Source organism: Aeromonas sp. L_1B5_3, assembly GCF_963866575.1.
GTDB classification, from domain to species: Bacteria; Pseudomonadota; Gammaproteobacteria; order Enterobacterales; family Aeromonadaceae; genus Aeromonas; species Aeromonas jandaei.
The window spans coordinates 1-19505 of the sequence record NZ_CAWMDN010000138.1; the positions used below are offsets into that span (position 1 = coordinate 1).

Genomic DNA, 19505 nt, shown 5'->3' on the forward strand with positions numbered 1-19505 from the left:
ACTTACTTTACCATCGGTTATCCCTTCCTGATTACCCATGATTAGCAGTCAGTTACCACGAACTATACTGATCTTACGTACAGTTATCGAGGTGCGAGATCATGGCCAAAAGCAAAATCCAATTCCAGAAAGGCTACAGCCTGTTTGAGTTTCTCAAGGACTATGGCACTGAGGCTCAGTGCGAAAACGCGCTGTTCACTTGGCGTTTTCCTAACGGCTTTGTCTGCCCTGAATGTGCCAACAAGACCTGTTGTCGCCTGAGAAGGCGGCCACGTGTGTGGCAATGCAATCACTGCCGTCACCAGATGTCATTGACTGGAAACACGATTTTCGCAAACACCAAGCTCCCACTGACCAAGTGGTTTCTGGCAATGCACCTGTTGTCACAAACCAAAACAGGCTTGTCAGCGATGGAGCTAAAGCGCCAGTTGGGCGTCAAATATGACACCGCCTGGATGCTCAAGCACAAGCTGCTGCAAGCCATGAAAGAGTCCGATGACAAGCAGCCCATCAGCGGCATCATTCAGCTCGATGATGTCTACTGGGGTGGCGAGCGCCGTGGTGGCAAACGGGGTCGGGGCGCGGCAGGCAAGACGCCGTTTGTGGCAGCAGTGGCCCTGAACAAGGAAGGACATCCAATCAAGATGCGGATGACGGTGGTCGATGGTTTCAAAACCAAGTCCGTTGCTGATTGGGCAAAACGGCATATTGCCAGTGGTAGCGCGGTGATATCCGATGGATTGGCCTGTTTCAAAGCGGTCAAGGAGGCCAATTGTGAGCACCTGGGAGTTGTCACCGGGGGCAACCTGGACTGGCTGGATCATCCGGCATTCAACTGGGTAAACACGATGATAGGAAATGTGAAAAACTCGCTGCGGGGCAGTTGCCATACGCTCGGAGCGAAGCATTTACCAAGGCATCTTGCGGAATACTGCTTCCGGTTTAATCATCGTTTTGACCTCAATAGCATGTTGGTAGAATTGGGGCATGCAGTCGTGGCAAGCCCTCCGATGCCATATCGGCTCTTGAAGCTGGCTGAGGGTCATGGGTAATCAGGTAGCTAATTGATTAAATTCACGATCTTTTTCTGGGATCATGAAGGGGCAAAAATCGCTTTACGGGTCTGATGGCGCTTGCTGCTGAATTTACTGTCGGCGAAGATGATTTGATGACCCATTATGTCACGCTGCGATAGAGATCTAGATGGAGATCACGATCTCAAGGTATTATTCGCATCATCGATTAAACAGACGTTATGCTACAAAAAGTCAACGCAGTACCGATAAGGACAAGATATGAACGATGTAACACTATCAGTTCAACGGTTAGCTTCATACAGAGAAGCCATAAAAAAAATTAAACAAGGCAAATGTTCCTTATCTTTCCCGAAGGATACCAACATAGAATCCATTCTCGATTTTGAATCTGATCTTGTTCAGTTGGCTGCCTGGCTTGATGCCCGACTTGATGGGTTTAATAAAATTCAAGAAATATCCACTGAAATCAGTAAAGGCATTGTTCTTGATGAGGTTTTAAATCGCATATATGACACATTTCATGAAATAATACCTTACGATAGGATCGGCTGCGCATTAATATCTGATGATTATGAGCGGGTTTTCGCTCATTGGACAAAAAGCAATTACCCAGAAAAAGTAATGATCAAAAATGGATATACTGCTTTTTTAAGTGGTAGTAGTTTAGAGGGGATACTAACCTCGCAACAACCCCGCATTCTTAACGACCTGCAACTATATTTAGCTGAAAACCCTAACTCATTATCAACTAAATTAATAGTTGCTGAAGGCATTCAATCAAGTTTAACCTGCCCGCTCATTGCAGATGGTAAGCCTATCGGTTTCATTTTCTTCTCTAGCAAAGAAAAAAACACATACATTGATGCCCACCAAAAAATATTTATTAACCTTGCAAGGCAAATATCATTTTTAGTCGAAAAAAGCCGTCTTTATCAACGCATCTATGACATAAACAATCAGTTGGTAAATGCATTGGCGCAACTCAAAGAGCAGTCTTCTCGGGATGCACTTACTGGTGTTTTTCATCGGGGCGCTATAATGGAATTCCTAAAAAACACCATCGAAAAAGACACAAGAAAAAAACAGCCTACTACTGTAATACTTGCTGATATAGATCATTTCAAACATGTCAACGACACATATGGTCATGTTGCTGGTGATACAGCGCTGAAGGAGGTCAGTAAAAGTTTAACTAACCACTTAAGGAGTCATGATTGTGTTGGGCGTTATGGTGGTGAGGAGTTTTTAATTATACTGGGTGAAACCAATGCCACAGATGCTCTGTTAATTATAGAGCGTATCCGTCAAGCAATTTCTGATCTAAAGTTTGAAAGGAATGAAGGCAATTTTTCTGTCACCATGAGCTTTGGTATTGCCTGTTCAGATAATACCTCACATATAAAGACTGAAGAAACATTACTACTAGAAGCGGATAGTGCTTTATATCATGCAAAAAACGAAGGTAGAAATCGTGTATGTATCGCATAAAAAGATTTAATTTGGCTTGAATAGTGAGAATCGCGGTTGCCATACGCTCGGAGCGAAGCATTTACCAAGGCATCTTGCTGAATACTGCTTCCGGTTTAATCATCGTTTTGACCTCAATAGCATGTTGGTAGAATTGGGGCATGCAGTCGTGGCAAGCCCTCCGATGCCATATCGACTCTTGAAGCTGGCTGAGGGTCATGGGTAATCAGGAAACTTTTTGCGTCTCCGACGGAGGCGATCAAGGCACTCGCGGTGAGCGGGCCGATCCCCGGGATCTGCGCCAGCTTCTTGCTGGCGACGTTCTCACGATGCCAGCTCTGGAGTTGGACCTCTAGTTCCTGAACCTGCCGGTCGAGCGCCTTGAGATGCTCCCCCAGGCGCTCGAGCAATTGCCGAAACGTCCCTGGCAACCCGTTCTCGTACTCCTCTAGGATCTCGGGCAGATGCTTGCCAATGTGGGCAATGCCTTTAGGGATGATGATCCCGTGTTCTGCCAGCAGACCACGTAGCTGGTTGGCCTGTGCGGTCCTCGCCTTAACAAAGCCTTGTCGGGCGCGGTGCAGCGCTAGGACGGCTAACTGCTCACTACTCTTCATTGGCACAAACCGCATGTTCGGCCGGCTCACCGCTTCGCAGATCGCCTCAGCATCCGCCGCATCGTTCTTGTTGGTCTTCACGTAGGGTTTAACAAACTGCGGGGCCATCAGTTTAACGGTATGTCCTAGCCCTTGCAGTTTTCTGGCCCAATAGTGGGCGCTGCTACAGGCTTCCATGCCAACCAGACAGGGTGGCAGATTGGCAAAAAAGCTGATCATTTGTGCCCGCTTGAGCTGCTTGTTAAACAGGCACTTACCGTGTTCGTTCACACCGTGTATCTGGAAAATCGCTTTCGCCAAATCGATCCCGATAGTTTTAACGTTCATGTTGATCGCTCCGCTCACATTGATGAATGTATCGTCCCACACGTTGGCACAGGTGCTGCCAGTTTAGGAGGGGCGACCATCCCATTAGCTGTATCAGCAAGCGCGCCAAGACGGTCGAAATCAAGTACCGCCTATCGAGCCATGGCCCAGTGGCTCACCTGGTCATCGATGCCACCGGACTCAAGGTCTATGGCGAAGGCGAATGGAAAATTCGCAAGCACGGCAAGGAGAAACGCCGCGTCTGGCGCAAGCTTCACCTGGCCGTAGATGCGGCGACCCATGCCATCGTTGCAGCCGAAGTCAGCCTGGAAACGGTGGGCGATAACGAGGTGTTGCCCACGCTGCTCAACCCCTTGCGCCGCAAGATAGAACAAGTCAGCGCCGATGGTGCCTATGACACCAGAGCCTGCTATACCCTACTGCAAAAGAAGGGCATCAAGGCCACCATACCGCCGAGAAAGAATGCGGCATTCTGGAAGAAAGGCTATCCACGCAACGAGGCGGTTGCCGCGCTCAAGGCAGGAGAGCTGGAGCAATGGAAAAAGGACTCTGGCTATCATCAGCGCTCGATAGCTGAGACCGCCATGTATCGCTTCAAGCAGCTCATCGGTCCGAAACTGAGTCTGCGGAGCTACAACGCCCAGGTGGGTGAGATCCTGGCTGGGGTAAAAGTCATGAACAAGGTCATAGGGCTTGGTATGCCCATTCGGCAGGCCGTCAACTAAGCCCGCCCGGCGGGTTGGGGAGCGAGTATCCGACTTTGGATTTGATCAACAAGGCCCCATCAGACGAGGGACCTGGTTCGCAGGGGGAGCCATATGCACCAACTGCTCGCCTCGATAGATACCTACACCACCGCTACGCCAGTGACCCGCATCATCACAGAGTCCACGCATCAGGAGTATGTGAGCACCGAGTAGATCATCAGCGGAAGCCGGATCCCAATCAGGCATTGCTTCATAGGCCGCAAACGCATTACCGACTTCTTGGATTTCCCGTGGAAGCCCAAGCACCGTCTTTCCCTCAATCACTGCCGTCACCTGTTCAACACTCAGTGTGTTGTGCTCAATCGCCAAGGAGGCTTGGATAGTGCGGATCCGGTTCTCTCGACGCAGCATCGGCACCTGGGAGCTCTGAGCAAACCGCCACTGCCCCACCAACTCGGCGATCTCCGCCACCCGACTCAACATGGCGTGGGTCAGGGTGAAGGGAGGGGAATAGGCTGCCATGGGTTACTCCAACTGATGCGATAACAAATGAGGGATTAGCTTAACAGATCCGGGAGCAGAAACTCCCGAATTGAATTTGAATGGCCGAGCGTCCCCGCTAGGGCCAGTGAATTAAGTGTAACATTACCTTATCAGTTGACTACGCCCGTAATTACGTTCACCTCGTACTTTCGTGCGTAACTTAAATAAATACGCGGTCCTCTCCAAGAATTTATAAAATTTCTCATTATGCAGGTCAGCATCTCGGCGATCAAATCGATACTCTGCATCGTCAGGGAAATGCACCAAAGACGCATAATCAGGGTATGCGAGCCTCAATGCACTACACCAAGCTTTACGGATACGCGTAGCCATGTTATCTCCATCGAAATTAGAGTAATCCCCAAGATGACCGTAATCATCTCTGTTAAATAGTAGCACCACGTGATAATGAGGGTACTGGCTTGTTACTTGCTCCTTCACCCAGATAAATCCAAAGAAGAATGGTTTACCCGTCTTACCCTTACGGTGACGTGCCGCCTGTATTTGGCTTTTTAGTGAAGCTATAAAGCGCTTAATAACCTTTTCCTCCTCTACCTCCGGTGGGAAGCTTGTCGGCATATCCGGATCATCCATGATGGATATCAGGGGGAAGCGTAGGTCAACGCGCACTGCAAACACTCGTGGGTGTTTATTCAAGAAGTTAGCGATTACCTCCACGGATGTTTTCAACTGCTCAAAGGATATTGAACCATACTTGGCCTCAGCCACACCTCGTAAGTTTTCTAGCTCGTCGGCTATTAAATGATACCCGACTTTTGATTTCATATAAGTTCCTATAGCTCGCATGGAATACCTATACCCGTTGGTTAGATACTCAGGTGACTTCACTTATCATCATTAATGAGGATTGCTACGTAAAACTTTACGGACAACTGATACTGTTCTCTCTTATCAAACCACTAGGTTGATATACCAATCTGCATTTAGCACTCTGTGCATTACATATACTTTGCTATGCAGATCTATACAGCTAATGGCTTGTATCTGATGTACAAGCCTGATGTGCATCTGATTGGTATACACGAAGTGTATATATCACATGTTCTCGTTCACATACCCTGTGATACACTCTGATGGTGTATCACTCTCACCCTCGATATATCTCCTGCCCCCTCTGCCTTGTTATACACTTTGTGTGTATATGTAATACTATTACCGAACTAAGTAGCCGACTAAATCACCGAAAAGAATCGTAGGTATTTTCGATAAGGTCTCGATAATACCGAGCATTAGAATAAAAAACTTACTCTGAACTTAGCCTCAACGATCAAGCAATTATTCTATGCCATAAACTTAATCTGCACAGCAGATTGACAGCCTTCATTTACTGGCTCCAAATAGACCATAATGAAACCATTAAACTTAAAAAACAGCTCCCAAAAAAGGGAGCCAAGATATTATTAGTTATGATTTTTTCGCTCCATTACCAATTTGCGAATCCAGTCTTCTACTTCTGATTTTTCCCATGCTACCGTCTTTGGCGATGTTTGGAGTTGTGAAGGGAACTTCCCTGCCTTGATTAGCCGATAGATTGTTGGGCGAGATAGCTTAGTCATCGCGATCAATTCATTTATTTTAATGAGACCCATTTTACTCTCCTTAAGTTTTTTCATACCTAAGGTGCTCTGTGTTCATTTTTACATATCCCAGACTCCATCATCACAGCAGCTTCATTGCCCCACCATTTATACTCAATAATCCACAGCCAATACCAAATCACCAACGACTCATCGATGCTACTACAGGTCTTCACATACAAGCTCTCTGTAAAAAACAATGATGAACAGACTCACACCAATCACGAGCCCCCAGTGGCAGGGGAGTTGTCGCCTGATTTTTTCACTGGGGGACGAGAGGCTACACACAACACTCTCTAACTCATAAAAAATGCATACATATCAATGAAAATCGACAAAAAACTGGGCTGGGAGCCCATAAAAAACACTATTTACATACTAGAAAAACCCTATAATGACACTTGACTGACACTAGAAAAACACTAGTATCAAACCTAAACAATATTTAACGCGAGTGGATTTATATGAAATTACCAAGCCATGGGCTACCAATAAAAAATGACTCTAAATACCCATGGGGCGATCGCTTCAATAGACTGAAAGCTACGGAGGAAATGAGAAGATTTGCAGAATATATTCTGTATCAACTACATTTTGACACCATCAACACTGATTCTGACTCAATTTTATTAATTTTTAATGACTATTTCAAAACCAAACAAGATTATGTTATCGCAAACTACATTCGGAAAATAGATAACGCCATCCAGTTAGAGAACACTGACGCAATCGCAGAATTTCTATTCAAACAGTTCAGTAGAAACTGTCTAGAAATGGAGCACTTTTGCTGGATACAGGTAACGAACCCAAGAGTGTGTAATTTTGCATTCGCTATAACCAATAATTGGAGTTATTTTTTTGATAAAGATAGTGACCTTTACAAAAAAAACCTCCCAAATCTTAGTCAACCAGGGCCAGCTTATTTTAGAAGCAATTCTTTTGAAGATGTAATATCATTAAGTCACATGCGTTTTACCAATAGCCACCCAAGAGCCAAAACCTCTCGTCAAAAAAAAGAAAGGGTGATTGAGTATTTTGATCGCTTAGACGATGGCATCGCTATAAAGTCCAAACACCTTCAGTTTATTGAATTGCTTTGGAGTAAAATAATTAAAAAACAAAAACCTAAAAGCTGGTTGAACTTTAAAGGATTAGATAATGAAGATTTGTTATGGATAAAAGACCAGATAGATCAAGATGACATTTTTTTAAAAATAATTGACGGCAATAGCAATGATGATATTTCTGAAGCCATTACAACTTACTTTGATTTACTCTTCATATTTAAAGAAAGTGACTGTATAGTTAAATTTGATAGACTTAAAAAATCCCTAACCCAAAAAAAATACAGAAAGAACAATCCAGACAGCAAACAATATAATTTCATCATGAGTGTAGACATTGAAAGAAAATTAAAAGAAATTACAAAGGCAAAGGGAATAAAAAGAAATGCAGTCATAGAAAAACTAATTAACGATGCGTACTGCAGCATCAATCCTGATGGGTAGTTGCATCAATGTTTCAGCTAGCTATAAAAATTGCATGTTACATGGGGGCACTTACGCCCCCACGGAAAACTATATTTAATCGAGGAAAATCATCTATATCGCAGTTAATCTGTCTAAATGATCCGCCCACTTTTGCAACCACTCTTTGCACTCATCATTGTATCTGTGGAGGTTGTATGTTCCTTCTATGCCCTTTGGGGCATGACCTAATATTGCTTCTGCAATATCACTTGGACATTTCAGCTTTGCAAGCCCTGTTCTAACGGTACGCCGAAGGTCATGTGGTGTCCACGAAGGTATATCAATCATTACATTGTCTTTGCGCAGTCGCCACGCAGTTTCAGTTAACAATTTTTGAGGTATCGGCTTTTTAGTCAAAAGCGATGGAAATAAACAATCACCTGTAATTAATTTCAGTGAATGAAGAAAGTCGATAGCTTGTCTTGGAAGCTGAACATATCGCTCGGTATCAGTTTTCGTTTCTTTTAAATGGAATGTGCCATTACTTAGATCAATATCTCGCCAATAAGCACCACAGATTTCTCCGGTACGACATCCTGTCCATAACGTCATTCTGAGCACGTTTTTCTGTGGAATAGTAAAACCAGAACTTGGTAACCAGAGAAGAAATTTTTTTAGCTCTTCATCACTAAGAATTCGAGTTCCTTTTTGACATGTTAAACGCACTTTCGCTAATTTTAATCTTTTCTTTGCGTTCGTAACTGGGTTTACAAAGTGCTCATCCAGTTTGCCCGTTCCAATTGCATAATCGAAAGCAGCTGACAGCTCACGCAGAACACTACCAGCTTGCACATTCGCTCCCCGCGCAACAATCTCCATGACCAAAGCCACGATATCGTTAGCTGGCACCTCTGTGGCTAACCTCTCTCCGAATGCACGCACAGGATCGTTATAGAGAGTCCTTCGTGTTTCTGCTTGCCCTTTGGGTTTACGGGCTCCAAGTAAAATTCCTCCTTCCTTGGCATGCCGATCTTCGATGTGCTCAGTCAGGTAAAGCTCGATCATGTCAGTGATGGTAAACGGTGCAACGACTTCAGATTCTTGGTCGCGCTTGACTTTAACTGCGCTCAGCTCTGTAGCCGGACAGACACCTTGATGCCTCATGAGCTTCAATTCCTTGAACTTGGTCCTGGCCTCCTCCAAGGACATGGCAGGAAAGACACCTAAGGTGACTTGCTTTTGCTTACGCGGATTCAAAGGGTCGTTGTAGCGATAGTAAAAGCTTTTCTTTCCCGTTTTTCCACACGCGACTCGCAATCCTCGGTAATCACCGACGTCGACTTTATCTTTGTCTCCTGGCTTCATCGACTCAATTGCCTTGTAAGAAAGCGGTTTGCTATTCTGGGGCGCGGCCATCACTTACATCCTTTCATATCGTTTTTTATGAGAGCAAAAGCGTAGGTTTTCATTTCAACCACGTTCATCATCACATAAACCTACGCTTTAACCTACGCTTTAAAGCAAGATTTAGTGAGCTTTGATGAGACAAACTGAACCATGCTGAGCCTTAACAATGAAAAAGATAAGTGCAATAACAGCAACTTAATGGCGAACAGACATTGATAACAATAGAAAATTTACACCAGCACACACCTATGATGCAGCAGTATCTGACTCTCAAGGCCGAGAACCCGGAGATCCTGCTGTTCTACCGGATGGGCGACTTCTACGAGTTGTTCTATGACGATGCCCGCAAGGCCTCCCAGCTGCTCGATATCTCCCTGACCAAGCGCGGCCAGTCGGCCGGCAGCCCCATCCCGATGGCAGGCGTGCCCTATCACGCCATCGAGGGTTATCTGGCCAAGCTGGTGCAGCTCGGCGAATCTGCCGCCATCTGCGAACAGGTGGGGGATCCCGCCACCAGCAAGGGGCCGGTGGAGCGCAAGGTCATTCGCATCATCACCCCGGGCACCGTCTCCGACGAGGCGCTGCTCAGCGAGCGGCAGGACAACCTGATCGCCGCCGTCTATCACGATGGCCGCCGCTTCGGCTATGGCACCATGGACATCGGCTCCGGCCGCTTCTTCATCAACCAGTTCGAGAAAGAAGAGACCCTGCTGGCGGAGCTGCAGCGCACCAATCCGGCGGAGCTGCTCTACCCCGAATCCTTCGCCTTCCTGCACCACGTCGAGGGGCGCCGCGGCCTGCGCCGACGCCCGGAGTGGGAGTTCGAGCTCGGCACCGCCCGCAAGCTGCTCTGCCAACAATTCGGTACCCAGGATCTGGTGGGCTTTGGCGTCGAACAGAGCGAGACCGCCCTGTGCGCCGCCGGCTGCCTGATGCAGTACGTCAAGGACACCCAGCGCACCGCCCTGCCCCACATTCGCAGCGTGCGCCTCGAACAGCCCGATCACGCGGTCATCATGGATGCCGCCACCCGCCGCAATCTGGAGCTGACCCAGAATCTGGCCGGCGGTCAAGACAACACCCTCTCCGCCGTGCTGGACTGCACCGCCACGCCGATGGGCAGCCGGCTGCTCAAGCGCTGGATCCACCAGCCGATCCGCGATCGGGTGATCCTGAAAGGTCGCCAGAGCACCATCAAGGAGCTGATCGAGCAGAACCTCTATGACGAGTTGGGCGGATTGCTGCGTCAGGTCGGCGATGTGGAGCGGGTGCTGGCGCGTCTGGCACTGCGCTCGGCCCGTCCGCGCGATCTCACCCGGCTGCGGCAGGCTTTTGCCCAGCTGCCCGAACTGCAGCGCCTGCTGGCGGAGAGCGAGCACGAAGCGGTGCAGCAGTTGCGCGAGCGGGCCAGCACCTTCCCCGAGCTGCTGGACCTGCTGGAGCGCGCCGTGATGGAGGTGCCGCCGGTGCTGATCCGCGATGGTGGCGTGATCCGTGAAGGGTTCAACGCCGAGCTGGACGAGCTGCGGGATCTGGCCAACGGCGCCACCGCCAGCCTCGCCCGCATCGAGGAGCGGGAGAAGCTGCTGACCGGCATCAACACCCTCAAGGTGGGTTACAACAAGGTGCACGGCTTCTATATCGAGGTAAGCCGCGCCAACAGCCATCTGGTGCCGGCCCACTACATCCGCCGCCAGACCCTCAAGAACAACGAACGCTACATCATCGACGAGCTGAAAAAGTACGAGGATCGGGTGCTCACCGCCCAGGCGCAGGCGCTGGCGCTGGAGAAACGCCTCTACGAGGAGCTGCTCGATGCTCTGCTGCCGCACCTTGGCGATCTGCAGGAGTCTGCTGCCGCGCTGGCGGAGCTGGACGTGCTGGCCAACCTGGCCGAGCGGGCCGAGACCCTCGACTACCGCTGCCCCACCCTCATCGACGAAGATCAGATCATCATCGAGGCGGGCCGCCATCCGGTGGTGGAGCAGGTGATGACCGACCCCTTTATCGCCAACCCCATCCGGCTGGAGCGGGAGCGGCGGATGCTGATCATCACCGGCCCCAACATGGGCGGTAAATCGACCTACATGCGCCAGACCGCGCTGATCGTGTTGCTGGCCCATATCGGCGCCTTCGTGCCGGCCGACAGCGCCCGCATCGGCCCCATCGACCGCATCTTCACCCGCATCGGGGCATCGGATGATCTGGCATCGGGACGCTCCACCTTCATGGTGGAGATGACCGAGACCGCCAATATCCTCAACAACGCCACCGCCCGCAGTCTGGTGCTGATGGACGAGATTGGCCGCGGCACCAGCACCTACGACGGCCTCTCGCTGGCGTGGGCCTGCGCCGAGCAGCTGGCGAGCAAGATCGGCGCCTACACCCTGTTTGCCACCCACTACTTCGAGCTGACCCGCTTGCCGGAGCTGATGAGCGGGCTGGCCAACGTCCACCTGGATGCGGTGGAGCACGGCGACACCATCGCCTTTATGCACGCGGTGCAGGAGGGGGCGGCCAGCCGCTCCTACGGCCTGCAAGTTGCCGCACTGGCCGGAGTGCCGAAATCGGTGATCCAGCAGGCCCGTCACAAACTGTACGAGCTGGAGAGCGCCACCCCGGTGGCCGCCGGTGAAACCCGCCCTGCCCCGGTGGCCATGGCGCCCCAGAGCCATCCGGTAGTCGATGAGCTGGAAGCGGTGCGCCCGGACGAACTCACCCCGCGGCAGGCGCTGGATCTGCTCTATCGCCTCAAGCAGATGCTGTAACCAGCGCCTGCCGATCAGAAAGATAAAAGGGGAACCGCGAGGTTCCCCTTTTCATTCGCACCAGCGCCCCGCGCCCTAACGGGGCACACGGATCCCGCCGGTTACCCCTTTGGGGCTGAACAGCACCTGCCAGAGCTGAATATCCCGCGCCCGGAATGCCCCGGCACAAGCGTTCAGGTAATAGGTGAACATTCGATAGAATCGCTCGTTGTAATGCACCTTCAATTTCGGCCAGGCCGCATTGAAACGAGTCAGCCAAGCCATCAGGGTGCGATCATAATCAGCACCGAAATTGTGCCAATCTTCCATGACAAATTGTTTTTCACTATTCTGGGCTATTTGCAATATCGAGGGGAGGCAACCATTCGGAAAAATATATTTATCAATCCACTTGTCCACATTCAAATCAGTTTTATTTGAGCCAATGGAATGCAATAGAAAAAGTCCATCTTCTACCAGATTATTGGCGACCACCTCAAAATAGGTCGCATAGTTTTTCGGCCCGACGTGTTCAAACATCCCGACCGATACAATCCGGTCAAATTGCTCGTTGAGGTCGCGATAATCCTGCAGGCGGATCTCGACCGGCAATCCGGAACAGTTCTCCTGTGCCAGCGCCTGCTGCTCCGCCGAGATGGTCACACCGACCACCGACACCCCATAATGCTCGGCAGCAAAACGGGCCAGTCCACCCCAGCCACATCCGATATCCAGCAGCCGCATCCCCTTTTGCAGCCGCAGCTTCTCGCAAATCAGGTGCAGTTTATCGCTCTGCGCCTGCTCCAGATTATCGGCACTGGCCCAGTAACCACAGGAGTACTGCATATAGGGGTCCAGCATCAGCTCAAACAGATCGTTGCCAAGATCATAATGCTCCCGTCCGACCTGCCAGGCACGTCTGCGACTCTGCCTGTTCACCAGTCGGCTGGTGAGTACATAGGCAATGTCGGAGAGGTGACGCGGAACACGCTCTTCAACTCCGGCCACCAGCAGGCGATGGAACAGCATGTCAAGCCGCGGGCAATCCCACCAGCCATCCATGTAGCTCTCACCCAGTCCCAACGACCCCTCTTTGATAACCCGGGAGAAAAAGAGGTGATTATTTATTTTGATATCATATGGCTGGGGGCCATTAATCGTCACACCGGCATATTCAAGCAGCTCTGCGACAATATTGTAATAGTGGCTTTCAGCTACGCACAATTCCAACTCTTGGGTTGCCATAACAATATTCCTTTTCAATTTTCAGACAATCCTCCTCGGCATATAAATAGCGACCAAAAACAACATAGGTGAAAATAAGGGAAAAGGATGCCCCGTCATCAACCATCAAATAATGGGATGAATCTATATGTCACCTGGTTGCTGCCGGCTAGCAAGTCATGCCGATGGCGGATCAACAGCTACAACGCAAATAGAGGAATGAACCGACCTTTGATATAGCCAGACTCATCCAATCAATGTTTGGCCCTCAGGCGACTGCCATCACCTCGCCAGCCGCCCGCAGCAGACTCTGGCGCCCTTGCCAGTAACCCTGCAGATAGCCGGACTCCAGCTTGAGCTGATCGCGGGTAAATCGGGAGACCGGAAAACCGGCCGGTGGCGCGATCACCTCGATCTCGCAATCGGCGGGCGGCGTTTCGATAAAGTCGAGGGCGCGGTTGTAGGCCACATCCCGTGCCAGCATCGCCTGTGCCAGTGCAGGCTGGGTCTTGAGCAGCGCCTTCACCATCCAGCAGAAGCGGGCCGGCTTCTTGCGATAACCGCGCGGCTCGGAGAGCACCACCGTCATCCGCCGTGCCCCGCGTCGATAGGCCTCGATCACCGGGATGGAGTCGCTGATGCCGCCATCCGCCATGGGACGGCCATCGACAGAGGGAGTCTCGTGCTGCACCACCGGCAGGGCGCAGGTGGCGGTCAGCACCTCGTCCATGTTGTCGGGGCGCACCGGCAGGTAGACGGCTTCACCGGTCGCCACATCGGTGGTCACCGCATAGAAGGGAATGCGGCAGGCGGAGAAGGTGTCGAGATCGAGGGGAAAACGGTAACGACTGGTCCGCCAGAGCCAGCTGATATCCACCAGATCGCCCCCCTTGACGAAGCGCAGCGGGTCGAGAAAGTCGCTGCTGCAGGCCAGCTCGGTGATGATGTGATGGCTGCGGCGTGGCTGCTCGCTCAGGTAAGAGACCAGATTGGTCGCCCCGGCCGAGACGCCCATGACGAAATCGAACGGGTAGTGGTGGCTTTCCACGAAGGCATCGAGCACGCCACTGGCGAAGATGCCGCGCATGGCGCCCCCTTCGACAATGAGCGCGTTGGTAGCAGAAGAGAACATGTGAAGGCTCCGTCAGCGGTAACAAATCCGGGGCATGCCCCGATCGGTGATGGACGCCTTCATGTCGGACACCAAGACGCCTGAGCTAGACGGTTCGGACAGTGTCGCTGCGCCGATACCGTGAAGCAAAGCCAGTATATGCAGCAGAAAATCATTCTAAAAATGAATTTAAATAATAAACATCATGCCACTTTGGAATGATTTGCACCGCAAAAAGGCCAGCCGCAGGGCTGGCCGTGTTCTCACCTCAATCAGGGCAAGCCGGGGCCAAAACGCCCGGTCACCGGATCGTAGTGGTAGGCGTCGTAATCAAAGTCGCTCCCCTTGAGCAAGGGGTTGGGCAGCTCGAACAGCTGACGCTGGTGGAGCCTGGCCTGATCGAGGGAGGGTTTGAAGTGGTGCAGCCAGAGCCGCTGTAGCGAGCCATCCTGCCACGCCAGCTTGAGCCCGGCCTGAAGGCGCCGGATCCCCGCCTGATTCCCCTTGAAGGTGTAAAAGAGATGGAGGAAGGGGTAGTGCAGGGCGATATGCTGCTCCACGGTGAGGCCGGGCAGATCCCGGTGCTGCTCCAGCTCGGTGAAGAGCTCGTTGGCGCCACGGCAAAAGAGGTCGGCCCGCCCGCGGGCCACTAGCTTGAACAGCCGCTCGTAGCTGTCCACCTCCTGCACCTGCAGACCGGCCGCTCGCAGAATGGCGGCATCCTGCCAGCCGCGCCCCTGCACGTTCTGGTACTGCTTGAGCTGCTCGAAGCGGGTCACCCCGGCAATCGCCTTTGCCTGCTGCGGGCTGACGAAGCAGATGCGGTAGCCGAGGATGCCGAGTTCCACCGGGAAGCGGACATAGTCGAGGGCCTCGCCGCTATCGGGCTGCGGCGTATCGACGGCAAAGAAGTTGGGATAGAAGTTGGTCTGCAGCACCTGCCGCAGCCGGATCCGGTTCATCGGTGGTGCAGCCCGCAGCTCGTAGTCGCCGAAGCTGTCGCGGGTCTTCTCCAGCGCCAGCTGCAGCAGCTCGCGAAAATAGATGGTGCGCTGATCCCGGTCGCTCTCCGGGCTGATATGGGTAAAGACGTCGCTCGCCCGCAGGGGGGCGGCAAGAAGTGAGAGGCTGCACAGCAGCAAGAAGGAAGCGAGGCGATGAAAGGTCATACTGCTCATCCCGGAAATACACGCTCACTAGAGTGTAGCGCCGGGACGAGCAGCCTTGTAAAAGGAAGCTCAGCCTACCAGAACATCCGGCCCAGCAGGGGCGCCAGCAGCACGGTCACCATGCCGGCAATCATCATCACCATGCTGGAGACCACCCCCTCTTCGTTACCCATCTGATAGGCCTTTGCGGTGCCGGCGCCGTGGGCCGAGGCGCCAAACCCCGCCCCCTTGCCGAGACGACTGCGAATGGCCAGCACGGTGAGCACGCTCTCCCCCACCGCCATGCCGATGACGCCGGTCAGCACCACAAACAGAGCCGTGAGATCGCTCTGACCGCCGATGGCGCGGGTCGCCTCCACCGCAAAAGGCGTGGTGATGGAGCGCATCGCCAGACTGCGCTGCAGCATGTCGGAGAGATCGAGCCAGCGGGCCAGCAGCACGGTACTCCCTACCGCCATGATGACCGATGCGACCACCCCCACCGACAGCGACAGCCAGTGGCGACGAATGAGCTGGCGGTTCTCGTAGACCGGCACCGCGAAGGCGACGGTCGCCGGGCCCAGCAGCCAGAGCAGCCAGTGGGATTCCGCCATGTAGTCCTGATAGGGGATGTGGAACAGCAGCACCACGGCCACCAGCAGGGTCGGCGCCAGCAGCAGCGGCATCAGCGGCAGGATCCGCTTTTTGCCGTAGAGCCATTTGCTGGCGTAGTAGAAGAGCAGGGTGAGGGCGAAACAGATCAGCCCGAGCAGGGTATCAGACATGACGGCGACTCCGGCGGGCCAGTTTCAGTTCGAGGCGGTAAACCCGATCCACCACCAGTGCCGTGGTGCCGAGTACCAGGGTGGTGCTCACCAGCAGCACCACCATGATGCGCCACCCCTCTTGCAGCAGCAGCTCCTGATAGTTGACCACCGCCACCACGGCGGGGACGAAGAAGAGCAGCATCTCCGCCAGCAGCCAGCGCGCACCGGCACTGAACCACTCGGCCTTGACTACCCCAAGCAGGATGCAGGCCAGCAGCAACAGCATGCCGGTGAGGTTGGCGGGCAGCGGCAGATGGAGGGTTCGAACCGCGGTATCGGCCAGCAGCCAGATGGCTGCCAGCAACACAATCTGGAAGGGAGTCTGTAACCAGCGCAGGGCAAGGGATTTCATGATTAAGGGTCTTTCTGTGAACTGGTTCACAGTATAGAGAGAGGCAAAACCTTCCAGAAATGAATTTAAATTATCAATTTCATGCCTGAAAGGAATGCATCATCCCTCCCGCAGTACGCGGCCAAGGTCGCGGCAGAGCTGGCGCAGGGTGCCGTTATCGAGGCCGGCATAACCGAGCAGCCACCCCTCCCGATCCGCCTCTCCCAGATAGAAGGGGCGCAAGGGTCGCAATCCCAACCCCTGCCGGTTGGCCAGGTTTGTCCAGCGCGCCTCGCCACCGGGAGGCAACAGCGCGCTGCACTGCAATCCGGCACCGGTGTGGATGGGGGTCAACTGCGGGCACTGTTCGGCCAGCTGAGCCAGCAGCAGATCCCGCCGACTGCGGTAGAGCAGCCGCATCTGGCGCAGATGGCTGGCAAAGTAGCCCCCCTGCAGAAACTCGGCGGTCACCGCCTGCAACAGCTGGTTGCTGTGGCCGTCGAACGCGGCGCGCGCGCGGGCGAAAGGCTCCAGCAGCGCCGGTGGCAGCACCAGATAGGCAAGGCGCAGCGAACCGAACAGCACCTTGCTGAAGGTACCCACATAGATGACCCGGCCGCTGCGATCCAGCCCCTGCAACGAGGGGAGCGGCCGCTGGTCGTACTGAAACTCGCCGTCGTAGTCATCCTCCAGGATCCAGGCCTGCTCCCGCTCGGCGCGGGCCAGCAACGCCATGCGCCGGGGCAGGCTCATCGCCATGCCGAGGGGATATTGATGGGAAGGAGTGGTGTAGATGAGGCGCGGCGCCGGATGATCGCCCGCCGGGTTGAGCCCCTCCTCATCCACCGGCACCGGATGGAGGTGCGCCCCGGCGGCCTGCATCGCATTGCGCGCGCCGAGGTAACCCGGCTCCTCCAGCCAGACCGTATCACCGGGGTCGAGCAGCAGCTGGGCGGCGAGCTGGATCCCCTGCTGGGAGCTGGTGAGCAGCAGCACCTGCTCCGGGTGGCAGACCAGTCCGCGCGACTGCACCAGATAGGCGGCGATGGCCTGACGCAGAGCGGGCAGACCGGCGGGATCACCATACTGCATCAGGCGCGGCCCGTGCCGGCGCCACTGCTGCTGCAACAACCTCCCCCACAGCTCGCGGGGAAAGGCGAGCGTGTCGCCCTGACCGCTGGCAAAACTGTGCGGGGTGCCTGTCTCCTCCTGACAGGCGCCGCTGGCGAGGATCGCCGCCCCGCGCCTGGACAGGGGGGCGCCACCGCATTGGCTGCTGCGCGGTGCGGGCACCACCGCCAGCGCTACGAAGCTGCCCACGCCGACCCGGCGGATCAGGTAGCCCTCCGCCTCCAGCCGGCCATAAGCCTGTTCGACCGTGCCGCGCGACAGGGAGAGATCCCGCGCCAGCACCCGGCTCGGCGGCAGGCGGCTGCCCTGCGGCAGGTGACCGGCGAGGATGGCATCGCGCACCGTGCGCACCAGCCGCTCCTGCACCGGCAGGCTGGCATCGTTCTCGGCAAACAGGGTCGGCAGGGCGCTCATTGGTCTACTCCATCCAGCAGAATTGGTACATCCGTGTGAACCATTATGCCGCTAGAGTGGAGCTCTGCCATCAGACAAGGAGTTAATCATGAGTCACGTTCGTTCCACCGGCCTGCTCTCGCCCGAGCAGGCCGCCCTCTTCTTCGAAGCGCAGCTTGCCTGCCGCACCGATGCCGCCGATCTGGCCGCAGACCTGATGGCGGCAACGGCCGGCATCGTCGTCATCGACACCCGCTCGCCAGCGCACTACGCCGCCGGCCACATTCCCGGGGCCATCTCCCTGCCGCACCGGGAGATGGTGCCCGAGCAGGTGGCCGGGCTCGATCGCGATGCCATCTACGTCTGCTACTGCGACGGCATCGGCTGCAACGGCTCGACTCAGGGAGCTTACAAGCTGGCGCGCCTCGGTTTTCGGGTCAAGGAGCTGATCGGTGGCCTCCACTGGTGGCAGCGGGATGGCTTTGCGGTCGCGCTCGGCGACGAGCCGGGCCAGCTGGCCAACGAGGAGGTGCGCTGTGGCTGCTGAGCTCAACGAATTTGGCCAACCGCTCGGGCCGCTGGTCGCCGGCTGGGATGGCGCCCGTTTCCCCGACGCGCAACTGCTTGAGGGATGGGGCTGTCGCTGCGAGCCGCTCGAACCGGCGCGCCACGAAGCGAGCCTCTGGCAAGCCTTCGGCGAGGATGACGGAAGCCTTTGGACCTACCTCACCAGCGGCCCCTTCCCGAGCCGCACCGAGTGGCAGGGATGGCTGGCACGCATGGCGGCAGGGCGGGATCCCCAGTTCTACGCCATTGTCGATGCCGCCAGCGGGCGCACCCTCGGGCTCGCCAGCTTTCTGCGCATCGACCCTCTCGCTGGCAGCATCGAGGTGGGCTGGCTCCACTTCGCCCCGGCGATGCGCCGCACCCGGCTCGCCACCGCCGCCATGGCGCTGATGATGGCGCGCGCCTTCGCCCTCGGCTATCGCCGTTACGAGTGGAAGTGCAACGCCCTCAACCTCCCCTCCCGGCAGGCGGCGCTGCGGCTCGGTTTCACCTTCGAGGGGATCTTCCGGCAAGCCAGGGTCGACAAGGAGCGCTCGCGCGATACCGCTTGGTTCTCGGTGATCGACAGCGAGTGGCCCGCCCTGCAGGCGACCCTTGCCCGCTGGCTGGACGATGCCAACTTCGACCAGAGCGGGCGCCAGCGCCTCTCCCTCTCGGCCCTCACCGCCGCCCTGCGCGGCAACTGAATACATACGGGCGGCCACCCTGGCCGCCCCACGCTTTTCCAGCCATCCGATCGGCCAGCCTGTTTATCCCCTGCCCGCTGCACGCCTCACCCCGTTGAGAGGCTCAGATCCTTCATGAAATGAATTAGAATGAGTCATTTCATGCCATATTGGCATGATTAGAGCCCT

At 54.4% G+C, this 19505-nt stretch carries 16 protein-coding genes and 3 pseudogenes; 8 read left to right on the forward strand and 11 right to left on the reverse strand.

What is annotated here, in order from left to right; genetic code table 11:
* Positions 1-101: 101 nt before the first annotated feature.
* The 3 genes and pseudogenes from AACR93_RS17910 to AACR93_RS17920 all read left to right on the forward strand — a co-directional run.
* The gene (locus AACR93_RS17910) at positions 102-1052 is read left to right on the forward strand and encodes an IS1595-like element ISKpn3 family transposase (protein WP_043851557.1); all 951 of its coding nucleotides are present in this window, start codon (positions 102-104) and stop codon (positions 1050-1052) included.
* A gap of 243 nt (positions 1053-1295) precedes the next feature.
* Positions 1296-2525: a sensor domain-containing diguanylate cyclase gene (locus tag AACR93_RS17915; RefSeq protein WP_043851558.1), complete on the forward strand. Its 1230-nt coding sequence runs from the start codon at positions 1296-1298 to the stop codon at positions 2523-2525.
* Positions 2526-2562: 37 nt separating this feature from the next.
* Positions 2563-2730: pseudogene (locus AACR93_RS17920) on the forward strand (IS1595 family transposase); the annotation flags it as partial.
* A 4-nt stretch (positions 2731-2734) separates the two neighbouring features.
* Here AACR93_RS17920 and AACR93_RS17925 read toward each other — a convergent pair.
* Positions 2735-3448: pseudogene (locus AACR93_RS17925) on the reverse strand (IS110 family transposase); the annotation flags it as partial.
* A gap of 86 nt (positions 3449-3534) precedes the next feature.
* Here AACR93_RS17925 and AACR93_RS17930 point away from each other — a divergent pair.
* Positions 3535-4173, forward strand: a pseudogene (locus AACR93_RS17930) (IS5 family transposase); the annotation flags it as partial.
* A gap of 45 nt (positions 4174-4218) precedes the next feature.
* On the opposite strand, the gene AACR93_RS17935 reads toward AACR93_RS17930, so the two are convergent.
* From AACR93_RS17935 to AACR93_RS17945, 3 genes are all read right to left on the reverse strand, one after another.
* A complete protein-coding gene (locus AACR93_RS17935; RefSeq protein ID WP_231556974.1) occupies positions 4219-4677 on the reverse strand; it encodes a Fic family protein in 459 nt (152 codons plus the stop codon).
* A gap of 123 nt (positions 4678-4800) precedes the next feature.
* The gene (locus AACR93_RS17940; protein WP_043851559.1) at positions 4801-5484 is read right to left on the reverse strand and encodes an inovirus Gp2 family protein; all 684 of its coding nucleotides are present in this window, start codon (positions 5482-5484) and stop codon (positions 4801-4803) included.
* A 635-nt stretch (positions 5485-6119) separates the two neighbouring features.
* Positions 6120-6308 (reverse strand): helix-turn-helix transcriptional regulator, encoded by a 189-nt coding sequence (locus tag AACR93_RS17945; protein ID WP_042081333.1) that lies wholly within the window; start codon positions 6306-6308, stop codon positions 6120-6122.
* 452 nt (positions 6309-6760) lie between these two features.
* Here AACR93_RS17945 and AACR93_RS17950 point away from each other — a divergent pair, with 452 nt between their 5' ends.
* Entirely contained in the window at positions 6761-7804 is a 1044-nt protein-coding gene (locus tag AACR93_RS17950; RefSeq protein ID WP_133295844.1) for a hypothetical protein, read from the forward strand.
* A 93-nt stretch (positions 7805-7897) separates the two neighbouring features.
* Here AACR93_RS17950 and AACR93_RS17955 read toward each other — a convergent pair whose 3' ends face one another.
* Positions 7898-9181 (reverse strand): tyrosine-type recombinase/integrase, encoded by a 1284-nt coding sequence (locus AACR93_RS17955; RefSeq protein WP_042081336.1) that lies wholly within the window; start codon positions 9179-9181, stop codon positions 7898-7900.
* A 203-nt stretch (positions 9182-9384) separates the two neighbouring features.
* Here AACR93_RS17955 and mutS point away from each other — a divergent pair, with 203 nt between their 5' ends.
* Positions 9385-11940, forward strand: coding sequence for a DNA mismatch repair protein MutS (mutS, locus tag AACR93_RS17960; RefSeq protein WP_043851561.1), 2556 nt, complete (start codon positions 9385-9387; stop codon positions 11938-11940).
* Between the two features lie 75 nt (positions 11941-12015).
* Here the strand turns inward: mutS and cfa are convergent, their stop codons facing one another.
* The 6 genes from cfa to pdxR all read right to left on the reverse strand — a co-directional run bounded on the left by cfa (position 12016) and on the right by pdxR (position 18105).
* A complete protein-coding gene (cfa, locus tag AACR93_RS17965) occupies positions 12016-13164 on the reverse strand; it encodes a cyclopropane fatty acyl phospholipid synthase (RefSeq protein ID WP_043851562.1) in 1149 nt (382 codons plus the stop codon).
* Between the two features lie 247 nt (positions 13165-13411).
* A complete protein-coding gene (locus AACR93_RS17970; RefSeq protein WP_041210815.1) occupies positions 13412-14275 on the reverse strand; it encodes a patatin-like phospholipase family protein in 864 nt (287 codons plus the stop codon).
* A gap of 251 nt (positions 14276-14526) precedes the next feature.
* Complete coding sequence (locus AACR93_RS17975; RefSeq protein ID WP_043851563.1) at positions 14527-15423, reverse strand: hypothetical protein; 897 nt, start codon at positions 15421-15423, stop codon at positions 14527-14529.
* 74 nt (positions 15424-15497) lie between these two features.
* Positions 15498-16187 carry an LrgB family protein gene (locus AACR93_RS17980; RefSeq protein WP_041210813.1) on the reverse strand — a complete coding sequence of 230 codons (690 nt, stop codon included), beginning with the start codon at positions 16185-16187 and terminating at the stop codon, positions 15498-15500.
* The gene (locus AACR93_RS17985) at positions 16180-16581 is read right to left on the reverse strand and encodes a CidA/LrgA family protein (RefSeq protein ID WP_041210812.1); all 402 of its coding nucleotides are present in this window, start codon (positions 16579-16581) and stop codon (positions 16180-16182) included. Before AACR93_RS17985 ends, AACR93_RS17980 begins: the two co-directional genes overlap by 8 nt.
* Positions 16582-16680: 99 nt before the next feature.
* Complete coding sequence (gene pdxR / locus AACR93_RS17990; RefSeq protein ID WP_043851564.1) at positions 16681-18105, reverse strand: MocR-like pyridoxine biosynthesis transcription factor PdxR; 1425 nt, start codon at positions 18103-18105, stop codon at positions 16681-16683.
* An 88-nt stretch (positions 18106-18193) separates the two neighbouring features.
* Here pdxR and AACR93_RS17995 point away from each other — a divergent pair, with 88 nt between their 5' ends.
* Both AACR93_RS17995 and AACR93_RS18000 read left to right on the forward strand, forming a co-directional pair.
* Complete coding sequence (locus AACR93_RS17995; RefSeq protein ID WP_043851565.1) at positions 18194-18631, forward strand: rhodanese-like domain-containing protein; 438 nt, start codon at positions 18194-18196, stop codon at positions 18629-18631.
* Positions 18561-19337: a GNAT family N-acetyltransferase gene (locus AACR93_RS18000; protein WP_082044151.1), complete on the forward strand. Its 777-nt coding sequence runs from the start codon at positions 18561-18563 to the stop codon at positions 19335-19337. The genes AACR93_RS17995 and AACR93_RS18000 overlap by 71 nt, the downstream gene beginning before the upstream one ends.
* The last annotated feature ends 168 nt before the right edge of the window (positions 19338-19505 follow it).

What these genes read in the sequence shown, in the direction of transcription:
- AACR93_RS17940 (WP_043851559.1), bottom strand. Translation starts at nt 5,484, where the DNA reads ATGAAATCAAAAGTCGGGTATCATTTAATAGCCGACGAGCTAGAAAAC.
- AACR93_RS17945 (WP_042081333.1), bottom strand. Translation starts at nt 6,308, where the DNA reads ATGGGTCTCATTAAAATAAATGAATTGATCGCGATGACTAAGCTATCT.
- AACR93_RS17935 (WP_231556974.1), bottom strand. Translation starts at nt 4,677, where the DNA reads ATGGCAGCCTATTCCCCTCCCTTCACCCTGACCCACGCCATGTTGAGT.
- AACR93_RS17915 (WP_043851558.1), top strand. Translation starts at nt 1,296, where the DNA reads ATGAACGATGTAACACTATCAGTTCAACGGTTAGCTTCATACAGAGAA.
- AACR93_RS17910 (WP_043851557.1), top strand. Translation starts at nt 102, where the DNA reads ATGGCCAAAAGCAAAATCCAATTCCAGAAAGGCTACAGCCTGTTTGAG.
- pdxR (WP_043851564.1), bottom strand. Translation starts at nt 18,105, where the DNA reads ATGAGCGCCCTGCCGACCCTGTTTGCCGAGAACGATGCCAGCCTGCCG.
- AACR93_RS17970 (WP_041210815.1), bottom strand. Translation starts at nt 14,275, where the DNA reads ATGTTCTCTTCTGCTACCAACGCGCTCATTGTCGAAGGGGGCGCCATG.
- AACR93_RS17980 (WP_041210813.1), bottom strand. Translation starts at nt 16,187, where the DNA reads ATGTCTGATACCCTGCTCGGGCTGATCTGTTTCGCCCTCACCCTGCTC.
- AACR93_RS18000 (WP_082044151.1), top strand. Translation starts at nt 18,561, where the DNA reads ATGGCTTTGCGGTCGCGCTCGGCGACGAGCCGGGCCAGCTGGCCAACG.
- AACR93_RS17950 (WP_133295844.1), top strand. Translation starts at nt 6,761, where the DNA reads ATGAAATTACCAAGCCATGGGCTACCAATAAAAAATGACTCTAAATAC.
- cfa (WP_043851562.1), bottom strand. Translation starts at nt 13,164, where the DNA reads ATGGCAACCCAAGAGTTGGAATTGTGCGTAGCTGAAAGCCACTATTAC.
- AACR93_RS17995 (WP_043851565.1), top strand. Translation starts at nt 18,194, where the DNA reads ATGAGTCACGTTCGTTCCACCGGCCTGCTCTCGCCCGAGCAGGCCGCC.
- AACR93_RS17975 (WP_043851563.1), bottom strand. Translation starts at nt 15,423, where the DNA reads ATGACCTTTCATCGCCTCGCTTCCTTCTTGCTGCTGTGCAGCCTCTCA.
- AACR93_RS17955 (WP_042081336.1), bottom strand. Translation starts at nt 9,181, where the DNA reads ATGGCCGCGCCCCAGAATAGCAAACCGCTTTCTTACAAGGCAATTGAG.
- AACR93_RS17985 (WP_041210812.1), bottom strand. Translation starts at nt 16,581, where the DNA reads ATGAAATCCCTTGCCCTGCGCTGGTTACAGACTCCCTTCCAGATTGTG.